The 13,948-nt window shown below is 49.7% G+C and carries 9 protein-coding genes; 6 read left to right on the forward strand and 3 right to left on the reverse strand.

Going from position 1 to position 13,948, the window contains the following annotated elements; genetic code table 11:
- The first annotated feature begins 180 nt into the window (after positions 1-180).
- The 6 genes from EIZ48_RS08140 to EIZ48_RS08165 all read left to right on the forward strand — a co-directional run bounded on the left by EIZ48_RS08140 (position 181) and on the right by EIZ48_RS08165 (position 8,279).
- Positions 181-1,395 carry a ParA family protein gene (locus EIZ48_RS08140; protein ID WP_160649976.1) on the forward strand — a complete coding sequence of 405 codons (1,215 nt, stop codon included), beginning with the start codon at positions 181-183 and terminating at the stop codon, positions 1,393-1,395.
- Between the two features lie 8 nt (positions 1,396-1,403).
- Positions 1,404-2,378, forward strand: coding sequence for a ParB/RepB/Spo0J family partition protein (locus EIZ48_RS08145; protein ID WP_160649978.1), 975 nt, complete (start codon positions 1,404-1,406; stop codon positions 2,376-2,378).
- A 153-nt stretch (positions 2,379-2,531) separates the two neighbouring features.
- A complete protein-coding gene (locus EIZ48_RS08150; protein ID WP_160649980.1) occupies positions 2,532-4,622 on the forward strand; it encodes a tRNA(Met) cytidine acetyltransferase TmcA in 2,091 nt (696 codons plus the stop codon).
- A 70-nt stretch (positions 4,623-4,692) separates the two neighbouring features.
- On the forward strand, positions 4,693-5,433 hold the full coding sequence (locus EIZ48_RS08155; protein WP_160649982.1) for a phosphatase: 741 nt from the start codon (positions 4,693-4,695) through the stop codon (positions 5,431-5,433).
- Between the two features lie 333 nt (positions 5,434-5,766).
- Positions 5,767-6,156: a hypothetical protein gene (locus EIZ48_RS08160; RefSeq protein ID WP_160649984.1), complete on the forward strand. Its 390-nt coding sequence runs from the start codon at positions 5,767-5,769 to the stop codon at positions 6,154-6,156.
- Positions 6,157-6,614: 458 nt separating this feature from the next.
- Positions 6,615-8,279: a flagellar assembly protein A gene (locus EIZ48_RS08165; protein WP_160649986.1), complete on the forward strand. Its 1,665-nt coding sequence runs from the start codon at positions 6,615-6,617 to the stop codon at positions 8,277-8,279.
- A gap of 142 nt (positions 8,280-8,421) precedes the next feature.
- On the opposite strand, the gene EIZ48_RS08170 is transcribed toward EIZ48_RS08165, so the two are convergent.
- The 3 genes from EIZ48_RS08170 to EIZ48_RS08180 all read right to left on the reverse strand — a co-directional run bounded on the left by EIZ48_RS08170 (position 8,422) and on the right by EIZ48_RS08180 (position 13,828).
- Positions 8,422-10,377: a bifunctional diguanylate cyclase/phosphodiesterase gene (locus EIZ48_RS08170; RefSeq protein ID WP_160649988.1), complete on the reverse strand. Its 1,956-nt coding sequence runs from the start codon at positions 10,375-10,377 to the stop codon at positions 8,422-8,424.
- A gap of 287 nt (positions 10,378-10,664) precedes the next feature.
- Positions 10,665-12,017, reverse strand: a complete 1,353-nt coding sequence (locus EIZ48_RS08175; RefSeq protein WP_160649989.1) for a sigma-54-dependent transcriptional regulator — start codon at positions 12,015-12,017, stop codon at positions 10,665-10,667.
- Positions 12,014-13,828, reverse strand: a complete 1,815-nt coding sequence (locus EIZ48_RS08180) for an ATP-binding protein (RefSeq protein ID WP_160649991.1) — start codon at positions 13,826-13,828, stop codon at positions 12,014-12,016. The genes EIZ48_RS08175 and EIZ48_RS08180 overlap by 4 nt, the downstream gene beginning before the upstream one ends.
- Between the last annotated feature and the right edge of the window lie 120 nt (positions 13,829-13,948).

Raw genomic sequence — 13,948 nt, forward strand, 5'->3', positions numbered from 1 at the left:
CTTTTCGTATCATTGCCCTCGAAAAAGTGACAGTAAAATCGATATGGAAGTTCGGTTTTTTGTTCGCTTAGCTTATTTTTACTTGAGAACAATATCACACTAGCACGTTCAGCTTTTTATTGTATGTATTGGGTTTTGCTGTACAATGTGTGCCAAAACTAATAATGGCGAACAATAACAATGAATAGGGAACAGACGATTCAAAACTTGCTCAATATTGCAGAGCAAACCAAGCAGGTACAAGCAGACCGGATCGAGATCGTTTTAGAAGAACGCCGTGAAGAGCTTTTCCCGCCGATGTCCAAAGCGTTGATGGAAACACGCTCTGGCCTCACCCGCCGCAAGCTCGATGATGCCATTTCCCGAGTCGAGGCAACGGGCCATCAGTTTACCAAGAACAATGCCAACCATTATTCGATTACGCTTGAAGAAGCGCATCAGCTTATGGATGCAGCCAAAAAGCCGGCATTCCATGAGCGAGAAGGCGCCGGTCGCAAGCCGTGGATTGTTAATGTGCAAAACCAGAAAGGGGGCACAGGCAAGTCGATGACGGCGGTGCACCTGGCAGCCTGCCTGGCGCTTGATCTTGATAAGCGTTATCGCATCTGTCTTATTGACCTTGATCCGCAGGGCTCTCTGCGTTTGTTCCTCAACCCGCAGATCAGTGTCGGTGAGCAGGAAACTATCTATTCGGCGGTTGATGTGATGCTGGGCAATGTGCCTGAAGGTCAGGAAATGGATAAGGATTTCCTGTTGGATAATGTGGTAATGCCTACCCAGTATCCGAACCTGAAGACCATTGCCGCGTTTCCTGAAGATGCAATGTTTAATGCTGACGCATGGCAGGACTTGGCGGTAAACCAGGATTTGGATATTGTCCGATTGCTCAAGGAGCGGGTCATCGATCCGATTGCCGATGAGTTTGACGTTATTATGATTGATACCGGTCCGCACATTGATCCCTTGGTCTGGAATGCCATGTATGCTTCGAATGCGCTGATCATTCCTTGTGCGGCCAAGCGCCTTGACTGGGCGTCTACTGTTAATTTTTTCCAGCATTTACCGACTGTTTACGAGATGTTCCCGGAAGAATGGCATGGCCTTGAGTTCATACGCCTGATGCCGACCATGTTCGAGGATGACAACAAGAAACAGGTCTCGGTATTGACGGAAATGAACTATCTACTGCGTGACCAGGTGATGATGGCTACTGTACCTCGTAGCCGTGCCTTCGAGACCTGTGCGGATACCTACAGTACCGTGTTTGATCTGACCGCAGCAGAATTTGAAGGTGGTAAGAAAACCTTGTCGACCGCCCAGGATGCAATTCAGCGAGTCGGGCTCGAGCTAGAGCGCGTCATGCATAGTCACTGGGCGAATTTGAATCAGGAGTAACATAGCAGATGGCAATTAAAACCAAAGATCTGAATGCTCGTCTGTTCGGAAAAGCGGATAAACGCCGTGCGACGAACGTCAACGAAGCGCAGAAAGCGGCTCGCGACAAAGCTTCTGTCATTGAGCTGGCTGTTGCCGGTGAAGATACCGTTGCGTTCGAGTTGGTGAAAGTTAATGCTGGCGAGGTGGAATCAACCACCCAGGTATTTGCCGAAAATGCCCGTGAGCAGGCGTTTTTGAACGAACACGCCCTGGCTGATATTTTGACCACGCTCAAGGATCGCGGACAGCAGTATCCCGCGGTCGGGCGCTGGCTAGACAACGGCAATATCGAGGTGCTTGACGGTAGCCGCCGTCGTATGTCCTGTATTCTGGCTGGCAAGGATTTCTTAATCTATGTCGCCAAGGGGATCAATGGCGAGCATGCCAAGTTTTTGTCTGATGTGGCAAATGCCCACAAGCCACTGTCGTTGTATGAACGAGGCAAGGAGATGCAGCTGTTGCTGACGTCAGGCAAAGTCGCCGATCAGAAAGAACTGGCGAAGTATTGTCAGTGCAGCGAGGCTTTGGTCAGTGGTGCGTTGAAGGCAGCGAGCCTGCCGATGGAGCTGCTGATGGCCTACCCGAGTGTCGGCGAGTTGGGTCGACCAACTATCGTTAAACTGCACCGTATGTTTTTTGGCTTGAACGACGAGCAGCGTGATCTGCTGGTGAGCAAGCTAACAGTCGGGGACGAGGCGATTTGGAAAACCATCGATGCTCAGGGTATTACGCGTATTACCCGCGAAGTGACGATGTTGCTTGAACAGATCAGTGATGAGCTGCAGCCGAAAGTTGAGATTGAAAAACCCAAGGCGCAGGAGTTGATCAAGGGGAAAGTCAGCTTTACCCGTGATGGCGACAAACTGCAGCTTAAGCTTAAGAAGCTAAGCGAGAAACAGGCCGACGATATCCTGGCATACCTTTCGGATTATCTGAAATAACCGTTATTTCAGATCTTGGATATGCTTCTAAAACCACGCCTGGCGTGGTTTTTTTATTTCAAGCTAGATGACTGCTTTCTATTGAGCATTAGCCTCGCCGCCGTTATCACCGGCATGCTATGATCGCTGGGTGAGTAACCGTTGAGTGTTGTAATGTCCGATTTTATCCATTTTTGTCACGCCCTTAGCGAGAACGCCAAGCAGGCCAATATCCGTTATCTAGTCGTTATTGAAGGCGACGCTGGCTGGACTAATAAACTGGTTGGTGCATTTCTTCAGCGCTACCAGCATCCCTTGTGGGCAGGCGAAACATCGCCCGAACATATTCCTTCCGTCAGATTAAAGAAGGCCAAACAGTTTCTTGGCCGTGAATGCGACTGTCTGATCTTCAATGCCGAACACGCCTTTGACGCCGAGGCGCTTGGCGCGCTCTCGGGAACCGTTACAGGTGGTGGTGTGCTGCTGTTGCTGGCACCGAGCACTTGGTTTCGGCAAACCGATGAGCAGTCACCGTTTATCCGCCGCTTGACTGGATTACTCTCACTGCCTGATGTTATTCAACTGCGCCAAGGCTTGCCTTTGCCGCCATTGCCTGTTGTGTCGTCTAGCCAAGGGGATTATTCAGATGACGAGTTTGGTTGCCTTACCCGTGAACAATTTGGGGCAGTAGCGGCTATTCGACGTGTCGTTACGGGTCACCGAAAGCGGCCGCTGGTTCTGACGGCAGATCGCGGTCGCGGTAAATCGGCATCACTTGGTATCGCTGCGGCAAGTTTGATGTCAGAACGGACGATGCGAATTGGAGTGACGGCTCCGGCTTATGCTAATACCGAGACGTTGTTTGCTCACGCCGCGCGGCGGCTGGGAATCAACAATGCGCCACTGGGCAGGCTGGTATTGGGTGATAGTGAGCTGGTATTTCTTGCCCCCGATGCCTTGTTGTCTGACAAGCCGGCATTAGATTTTTTGATTGTCGACGAGGCTGCGGCTATTCCGGCACCGATGCTGAACAAGCTACTGCGGTATTATAATCGTATTGCGTTTGCCAGTACGGTTCATGGTTACGAAGGGACCGGACGTGGGTTTGCTATAAAATTTTGCCAGCAGCTCGATGTTGTTACGCCCCAATGGCGACAGCTTAAAATCAACCAGCCGATACGCTGGGCTGATAATGATCCGCTTGAGCAATGGGTCTTTAATACACTTCTGCTTGATGCCGAGTATGCTGCTCTTGATACAGATTCAGATGTAGTGAATAGTGATGATATTCGATATCGTTATATTCCGACCGATTCTCTGCTTGGTGACGAAACTTACCTGTCCCAGTTGTTTGGCTTGCTGGTCAATGCACATTATCAAACCTCTCCGGCTGATCTTGTCCAGTTACTGGATGATGACGCTATTCATCTCGTGGTCGCTGAAACAAAGAACCACGTTGTTGGTTGTTGTCTGCTGAGTATTGAAGGTGGTTTTACTCCGGAGTTGGCGCGACAAGTGATGCTGGGGCAGCGGCGGCCTAAAGGTCACTTGTTGGCGCAGTCTGTTGCTGCCCATATAGGGATAGACTCCGCGGCCATACAGAGCTGTGCCCGGGTGCTTCGCATTGCGGTTCACCCCGACAGACAACAGCAAGGGATCGGGCAGCTTTTGCTGCAGCATTGCCGTCGCTGGGCGGTCGCAGAGAAACTTGACTACCTTGGTACCAGTTTTGGAATGGCATCAGAGCTTGTGGAATTTTGGCGTAAAGCCGGATATACCCCTGTACGACTTGGTGTCAGTAAAGATGCCGCCAGTGGTAGCCATTCATTGTTGATGATCCAGCCTATTTCTCCTGAGTCAGAGACCTGGGTAAGGCAAGCACAAAGCTTGTTTGCCGCCAATCTTAACGCCCAGCGTGTCGAACAGTATCGTGATCTTGATACTCTGTTGTTTAGCCAGTTATATTTCTTTGCACTGGATGGGGTGGCACAACTGCCACATTACAATACTCACCTTGGTGACCTGCAGGTGCGTATCTATGCCAATGGCGGTTTGGGGTACGATCTAGTGGTGGCAAGTTTGGAAATGTGGTTATCTGACTATCTTTCGGGTAAGCAGCAGGCACTAGATACGAACGACTACATGGCTGTGGCTAAGATATTACAGCGTCAGCCCTGGTCAACGATTGTGTCAGACTATGGATTCACCAGCCGTAAAATGGCCGAAAAGTCGTTACGCGAGTATGTTAGCCTGCGGGCTCAATAATATCGATTCTCTTGTACGCAGAGCGAGTCTGTTTTCGCTAATTCTATTTCTTGTATAAGGAGCTGAGCATATGCAATTTTCAGTTGATACCCACACCCATACTATTTCCAGTGGGCATGCTTATAGTACGTTGCTTGAAAACGCCGAGGCGGCAGCGAGTAAAGGGCTGTCATTATTTTGTGTGACTGATCATGCGCCGAGCATGCCGGGCGCACCGCATTTCTGGCATTTTGCCAATCAGCGGGTATTGCCCCGTTTTCTTCATGGGGTCGGTATTCTTCGAGGCATTGAAGCAAATGTCCTGAACCAAGATGGCGAGATTGATATTGACCCGCGTATCTCGTCACAGCTTGACTGGGTGATCGGGAGCCTGCATGAACCTGTCTATTCGCCTTCTTCACGCCAGTCGCATACTGACACCTTGTTAAATGTCATACGCTCGGGCCGGATCCATGCCCTTGGGCATCTCGGCAACCCGAATTTTGATTTTGATTTTGAAGCGGTTGTGTCGGCTGCGGCGCAATACAACGTTCTTATTGAAATCAATAATTCTTCCTTGAGCGGCTCTCGCCAGGGCAGCGAACCTCGCTGCGAGCAGATTGCAGCATTTGCCCGCGAGGCTGGAGCTCGGTTGACTACCGGATCGGATGCTCATTTCGCTCACGATGTCGGTAACTTCAGCCAGGTTGCCAAATTACTGGCAAGGGTCAACTTTCCGCTTGAACAGGTTGTCACTCATCATCCTCGCTGCTTTCTTGAGTTTCTCCAGGAGCGAGGACAGCCGTCGATCGAGGAATTTGCCGAGTTGTAATTTCATTTGGTATTTACACTGTAAATAGCGGTTAGCGGATAAACAAAAAAGTGGTTTACAGTGTAAATTTACCCAAGCAAACTTTTGATGTTCAAAAGACGGTGATTGTTTTGTTGTCTAGATTTTGCCGCTATTCAGTTGATGTAGAAACGCAAACCCGTCACATATCCTACTCTGCACTCGTCATAATCAGTATTTCATTCCATATAATAAGGGTGAAAAAATTTGGTATTGCTCCCAAAAATTGGTCTAGAGTTAAATAACTTAGGGAGGAATTATTTGTTGTAAATTCGGCCCATAAAGTTGATTGAAATGAGAGTTTATGGGGGTGTCATGAGTCTAGTTAAAGTACATACCAAAGCCCTTGAAAAGATGATGGCACCTGTCCATCACTGCGTCCAGCCAGACATTGCCTATTCTCCTGGCCTTGGTGGGTTGGCTGCAAGGCTTCATAAATCTTCAATTCATAGTGATATCAGCCGGTTTGATATCGGCTCCCGTGTCACAGTCTCGCGTTTGAGCAAACGCTGCCTGTATCTGCAGTCCTCAAAGCGTCTGGAGCTTAAGGCCTCTTACGAGCTCAGCCTGCAGGGATTTTATGAGTTGACGGGATACCTCACTCCGGTTAACAGCAGTGATAAGGGTACTTTTCAATATAAGTTTCACTCGAATACCTGGCTGACCGATGAGCAGTTGATGCGGCTCGTGATTGACTACGATTAAAAAAAAGCCCCGAAAACCGGGGCGAATTTGGACTAAGATATTGCTGCTCAATCGGGGGGAACAGCAGCAATGGATATTAAGCAGTCCTAGGGATTACCTTATCAATGCTATTTCCGTGCCAGAACTAACCTTCAGTTATATTTCTGTAAACCTTTGAAAAAATTAACTTTAATATTATGGACGAATTTTGCTGAAAATATATTGGGTGGAAATCTACCCAAAAAAAATTTGCAGTGTGTCAACTTGTACCCATCCGCGATCAGTATAGAATCCTGTATATCGTTGTTTTAGTGCCACGCCGACAACATTTTTTCCCTCACTTAAAGCATAATTTCTTACACTTCTCGATAAATTTGCTAACGGATCTGTGACTTGGCATGTACATGGTTTGTATGTGGTTAGGTTAAGATGGGCTATAAGACCGTTATGGTGATGCTATAAGTTTTAGGGAGTGCTCTATGCCGACACAGCTTCTTCAGCTGTCTCAAGATGGTCAGACGATATCTTTGATCGCCAAGCCGTTGGGCGAAGATGCTGAGCATGCGATAACCCGGAGCGACATCGCCACTGAGCTGGTCGACCTTCAAGCGATCGATTTCTTCCTGTTCGACAACGCAATCGATTCTGCCTTGTCAGTTATCAATTCCAAACCGGCTGACAGCGACGTTGAGGTCAAGCTTCAGCAATTCGTCATAGCAGAGCGACGCGATGCCGGATTGCTAATCAAGACAGATCCTGATCTCATGAAAACCTCAGTTACTGTAATTGGGGCATATGGTGGTACCCAGATCACCGGAAATATGTTGATTGATGCCTTAAAAGAGAACCATATCGTAAAGGGGATCCGCAAAGCTAAGTTGCAGGAGCTGCTGATGAAGTCAAAACAACTCGCTCCCGGTGAAAAGCTGACGATGCCTGTCGCTTTCGGTCGTTTTCCCGTACACGGTACTGATACCGCATTCGAGCCTCTGGTCAATGATGCTAGCCAACGAATTCTGCGCCCGCAATCAACAGATGACGGCAAGGTCGATATGCTTGATCTGGGAGAGTTAATCACGGTTAAGGCTGGCCAGCCAATTATGAAGCTGATACCAGCAACGAAGGGTTGTAACGGCTTTAACGTGCTCGGCAAGGAGATCACCGCAATTCCCGGTAATGAGCTGGCGTTTGAAGCCGGTGACGGTACGGCAATTTGTGAAGATGACGAGTATGTTCTTGTTGCCACTAAATCGGGTGTCCCGTTAAGAAAGCCTTGTGGTATGCAGGTTGATGATGCCCTGACCTTGAAAGGCGTCAATGTGACCACCGGCCATATTGATTTCGACGGCAGTATCTTGATCACCGGCGACGTTACACCGGGCATGAAGGTAAGCGCGACCGGCAACATTGTCGTTAGTGGGTTCGTCGAGCTGGGCGAATTAAGGGCCGGTGGTGATATTGCTGTCGCAAAGGGAGTGATTGGCCGCCAGCAGGACGGCAAGCATCTTCCGTGTTATCTCGAGGCAAATGGCAAGGTAACCAGCAAGTTTGCTCAGTTTGTTGAAATTGATGCCGGCCAGGATGTCTCTTTTTCCCTTCATGCCCTCCACTGTATAATCCGTACCAAGGGAGCATTGAGCGTTGTTGACCAAATAAAGCGTCATGGCACCTTGAGTGGCGGCTATATTGAAACCGGGCTGGGCGTCGAGGCGCTCAATATTGGCGCTTTGGCCGGGGTACCGACTGAAATTGTTGCATTCACCCAATATACTTCCCTACGAGATACCCTAAATACGGCATATCAGCTGATTGAAGATGAAAAGGCGAAAGTGCATAAAATCAAGGAGGCACAACATAAGCTTCTTAAGATCCCGTCTTCGAAGCGCCCGCCAGAATTGGTTGAGAAGGTGAAGTCCTCGATACAGCTTCATAAGCAACGCATGGCCGAGCTTAATATGTCCTATCAAAATTTACGTCAGGATTACGACGAGCAACTTAGCAACACCACAATTACTGCGATCGGGCGGTTGTTCTCGGGGGTGACGTGCCAGATTGAGAAGGAAAAACTCAACATACTGCAAGAGCATGGCCCCTCTATGGTTGCCTATCGTGATCGGACACTCCAAAGGCTTCCCTACAACTGATAAGCTATTTACACTGTAAATCGAAAACAATCCGCTTTTATCATGTCAATTCTTGTTTCGCTTAACTGTTAATCCGTGTTATTTACACTGTAAATTATCAGCGACCAACCTCTTATCAAATCTCCTTTCACACGGGATAACATTAGCTCACATGCCCGCTGTGAGTTTCGGCTCTTGCTCTGGTATTGAACCGCTCGATGATGAAGCCTTGAAATCCACTAACAAATAGTTCGGAGAGCCGCTCAAGCTGTGTTTCTGTTTCGACGCGGGTAGCAATGGTCATAATGTTGAGGCTATGGGCGGTTCTGGAAATTGATGACAAGAGAGCGGATTTATTCTGATCGTTTAACTGGTGGGTATAAGCAAAATCAATCTTTACGTAGTCAGGGCGGAACTCTTTTAGATAGTCCAGGGATTTGAAGTGACGGCCATAGTTGTCGACACCAAATCTGAACTTGTAGAATCGGATGGCAGAGCAGAGCAAACTGGTTGCATCGGGATGGCGGACAAAGCTGGCCTCGGGTAACTCGAAAAATAGACGCGAGGATAAGCTCTGATTTTTATCCAAAATTTGGCTAAGCCAGCGAATGAAGGCGGGGTCACTGATGCTGCTGTTGGTGATGTTTATCGCCAGAGGACCAAGCTGATGATCAGCATTGAGACGGTTGATAAGCTGCGCAACAATGTGGCGGTCGAACAAGCTGCCAATGGCGAGATCCTCAATGGCACCGAGAAACTGGCTGGCAGTATAGACATCGTCTTTTGTTTTTATCGCGCTGAACACTTCATGATGATAAATCCCGTTTTTGTCATTGGCGACCGGTTGGAAATGGTAAGAGAAAAGATCATTGTCAATGGCCTCGAGCAGCAATGACTTCCACTGCTGCTTGCCGAGGGCTATTTGGGTCGAAGCCTCATCAATAAATGCAATGGGAAGCTGTGGCGTGAGGGCTGCTTTGCTCAGGGCATTGTCGAGCTGGGAAAGCAGGGTGCTGGAACTTGACGGCTGGCTGTTAAGTAGCAGCCCGACATGCGCTGTATGCGGTGTGGTTTTTGCGTGCTCCGGTTGCAACTCGTCGATAACCGTCAGCATCGTTTCGCCGATTATCTTGAGCTTCTCGGCACTGATGCCGGGCGCAAGCAGAGCAAATTCGTCATAGGATAAGCGTGCGAGGGTAATGTCACTATAGATGATCCCTTCGTTAAGGCCGTTGGCGATATCTTTGACAAGCTGGTCACCTTTCTCAAATCCCTGATTATGGTAACAATCATCAATCAGCGATGTCTTAACCAAAGCCAGACCGCCCTTGGCTGACTTGGTCAGCCAGGAGTTAAGTTGGCTGATAAAGAAATTTCGGTTTCCCATCCCCGATACGCCATCGCGGTAAACCTGTTCTCTTAGTTTTGCGGCCTCGCGGGCCTGGGCCTTGAAATTGGCTTCAAGCTGGGTGGAAAGGTGATTGATAGTTTTGACGATGATCCCGAGATCGTACGTGTGAGGTAGTGGGATAGGCGCCCCAAATTGATTCGAAGACAGATCTTTTGCCTTGTTGACGATATTGTCTAACGGCTTGAGTTTTCTTTTGAGCACCAACAGGAGAAGCAGGAGGCCGGCAACTAGGCATACCAGAGTTACACCAAGAGACTGACACGTCGATTGCCACAGCTGGCGGTACAGTGATGTCTGATCGGCCGTGATGGACAGTGTAGCCAATCGCTCCCAGCCGTTGTTAATGGTGTTCGACTTGGTGAGCGGCTCAAACAGGTTCAGGTTGATAAACCAACTCGGCAAACCTTGTAAGTCGGATGGTCGCTGTATTTCAATGTGTTCTTTGGTGGCGAACAGGTTAAGGCGAAGATGCTGCCAGTCCTGGCTGGCAAAAACTTGATTGACTTGGTCTGCGAGCTGCTGCGAATCCTGATCGCCTAGAAACGGGGTCAGGGCGATTTCGAGACTGAGCAAATCATGATTCAGGCGCGTATAGGCCTGTGCTGCTATTTGATCCCGCTGTGAAAAAAACGCACTGACAGTAACAGTTAAGGTAAACAGGAAGAAGATTGCCAGAATCCACGAGATTAACTGTTTGTATAAAGACATATGACATACTCTAGCGATAGCGGTGTATTGTTCAGGCATGCGCCGAGCGATATTGGGGCTATGAGATTTTGCGGTTTGCGACGCTGACAAATTTTGTACATATGCACTCAATTTATCAAAAGTTCCTGTCTGCCACTGTGCAGATTTATTCTCCGCTAACAGATTTTGAAGGTACTTCGAAGTAATTCTGAAACAGCGTGAATGTTACAGTGGGCCGGGGGAGAGGGCATGCAGAGTAGGCGATGAAGCACGGAACCGTTATCCGTGCCGCATCCGGTTTTGTGTGCTTAGCTTGTTGCCTTGTAGTCATCCTTGTCGATATGGTGCTTTTTCATCTTGTCATACAGCGTCTTTCGCGCGAGCCCCAGCTCTGCCTGTACCTCCTTCAAACGCCCGTTATGGCGCTTCAAGGCATCGCTGAGCAAGGTATACTCGAACTGATTCATCCGCTCTGCCAGCGTGTGGATTAAAGGCGCATCGCTAAACTGGCTGCTGTCACTGAGTGTCGTTGTATCTCCCATCAAAATCAGGCGTTCGGCCAGATTTCGTAGCTCCCGCACATTGCCTGGCCAGTCATGCTCGAGTAGTTTTTGCTGTTGTTCCAGGTTGATAGAGGGCGGCTCGACGCCATAGCGGGTAGAAGCCGAACGGGTAAAGTTCTGGAACAGCATTGGAATATCATCTTTGCGTTCGCGAAGTGGCGGAATATCAACGCTGACTACGTTCAGACGGTAATAGAGATCGTGCCTGAATAGCCCGCGATCACTCATCTGCTTTAAATCGTCCTTGGTGGCGGCAATAATGCGGATGTCTAGCGGAACCGTTTTGTTGCTGCCAAGCGGCTCCACCGCCCTTTCTTCGAGCACTCGCAACAGCTTGATTTGCAGCGACATCGGCATTGACTCAATTTCATCAAGGAACAATGTTCCTCCGTTGGCATGGGCAATTTTGCCGACGCGCTTCTTCTGCGCGCCGGTGAAGGCGCCCGCTTCATAGCCGAATAATTCGCTTTCGATCATGGTTTCGGGGATTGCCCCGCAGTTAATCGCGACAAACGGGTGGTTCTGGCGAACGCTATGATCATGCAGGAAGCGGGCGACCAGCTCCTTTCCTGTTCCCGTTTCGCCATGGATCATGACGTCTGCCGGGGTATCTTTGATGTGGGAAAGGATCCGGCGTAGTTGCTTCATCTGTGGTGTGTTGCCCAAAATCCTCGGGCCGGGGCCGCTTTGCGCTTCTAGCTCGCGACGTAGATCCCGATTTTCAAGCACCAGCTCCCGCTTGTCCGCCGCACGTTTGACAACATCAAGCAGGTTGTCTGTCGAGAACGGTTTTTCAAGAAAGTCATAGGCACCGAGCCGCATCGCGTCGACGGCCATTGAAATGTCACCGTGGCCGGTAAGCAGAATGATACATAGCTCGGGATCAATCGCCAGTGCCTGCCTGAGGAAGTCGATGCCATCAATACCGGGCATGTTGATATCAGAAATAATCACTCCGGGGTATTGGCTGTCGAGCATTTCTAGTGCGGGTTTGGCACTTGCAAACAAGGTGACGTCGTAGTCTTCTAGTTCTAATGTCTGCCCCAGCGCATCGCGGATGGATTTTTCGTCATCAATAAAAATTACGTGTTGGTTCATTGAGTGTCCTCAGTGCTACGGGGAAGAGTGATCACAAATTCGGCACCGCCGCCAGGGTGGTCGGTAACTGTGAGCGTGCCGGTGAAGGCGTCGATGATCCGGCGGGAAATCGTTAACCCGAGCCCGAGCCCATCGTTTTTAGTGGTAAAGAATGGCGTGAAGATCCGCTTTTTCTGATCATCATCCAGGCCCGGCCCGTTGTCCCAGATACGGATTTCGACCAGGTTGTCGAGGGCTGCCAGCTGAATGCCAATTTGCGGCTGGTGTGCCGAGGACAATGCCTGGATAGCATTATGGAGCAAGTTGATAATAACCTGCTCAACCTGCACTGCATCGGCATTGATCAGTATATCCGGCGGCAAGTCGCCGACACGGAGAATCACTCCTTCCTTTATCAGTTTATTACGCAGCAGACTGGTTGCCGAGCGAATTGAATCTGCCGCGACGGTGCGGTTGTTATGTTCGCTGCCCTTGCGGGCGAAGACCTTGAAGCGCGCGATAATATCCGCGACCATCTGGTTCAGCTTGATGATTTCGTCGATGTTGCTGGCGACTGAATCATAGCGCTCTTTGCTGAGGAGCTTGCGCGAGTTCTCGGCATAGGTGCGCATGGCGGCGAGCGGCTGGTTAATTTCATGGTTGATGCTAGCCGAGAGTTCACCCAGCATGGCCAGCTTGGCGGCCTGCACCAATTCGCTTTGGGTCTGCTTCAGCTCCGCCTGACTACGCTCGTATTGTCTTAGTGTATCTTTCAGCCGCTGGTTATTTTCAAGCAGAGTATTGGTTCGTTTCACCACCAGTTGTTCGAGTTTGTCATTGAGTTGTGCCAGCGCCTTCTGTGCCTGCAGCGTCTGCCACCATGAGGTTACGGCCAGACTCAGAAGAAAGTAAAATACGCTGAACATGAGTACGGCTTGGGCCACATACTGATAGGCAGCACGGATCGGGCTGAAGCCGAAAATTGCCCACCCGGCCTGGGCCATTTCATGGTTGGCAACAACATAAGCAGCGCTTTTCTCATCTGCTGACGGTTGGATATCAATGGTTTCATTATGTCTGAGTTTATCAAGCCGGGCGTAGCCAGTGAGTGGGTCGAGCCTGGCATTGCCATATTGTCGTGATGCCAGGATCCGCTGTTTTTGGGTATCATCCAGCGGGATCAGCGACCGGTACAGCCAGCTGTTCTCAGAGCTGTAGAATACCACGCCCTGCGAATCGGCAATGACGTATTCGATGTCTTCGTATTGCCAGATATCTTCAATCAGCGACAGATCGACCTTGATGGTCAGAACACCGATAACAGACTGCTGATGGTAGATTGGCGCAGAAAAGTAATAGCCGCGTTTATCAGAGCTGGCACCCAGTGCGAAGTACTGGGCGGGATTGCCTGCAATCGCCTCGCGGAAGTAGGGGCGGTAGGCATAGTTTTGTCCGACAAAACTGTCAGGCTGTTGCCAGTTGCTGGCAGCCAGGGTCTCTCCCTGTCGGTTAATCAGGTAAATCGTGTCGGCGCTCAGCGTCGTCGCCCACTGCTGGAGCAGCTGGCTGGTTTGATGATAGTGTTCGGCCTTTGTCGGTGATGTCGGATCGGCCAGCAAAGGTTGCGAGAGTCGCGGATCATTGGCCAGCACCTCGGGTAGTTTGCTATAGCGCATAAGTTGCGCATCCAGCTTCTGACCCAGTAGGTCGACATCAAGGGAGATTTTGTCTGCCAGATGCTGTTTGACCTGCTGGTAGGTTAACTGGGCGATAAGAACGTTGAGTATCAGACCGACAACTACAATAAGGGCGAGGCATTTACTTTTCTGCACTTGACGTTTCCGTGGCATTTTTATGGGCTTGTATAGCAAACTTTACCCGATGAAAACACGAACCAGCTAGCAGAGATGAAATGAAGTGGTCTGCTATTCGATAAATAGTTTTAAAAATCA

This window comes from Photobacterium alginatilyticum (assembly GCF_009910675.1).
Taxonomy (GTDB): domain Bacteria; phylum Pseudomonadota; class Gammaproteobacteria; order Enterobacterales; family Vibrionaceae; genus Photobacterium; species Photobacterium alginatilyticum.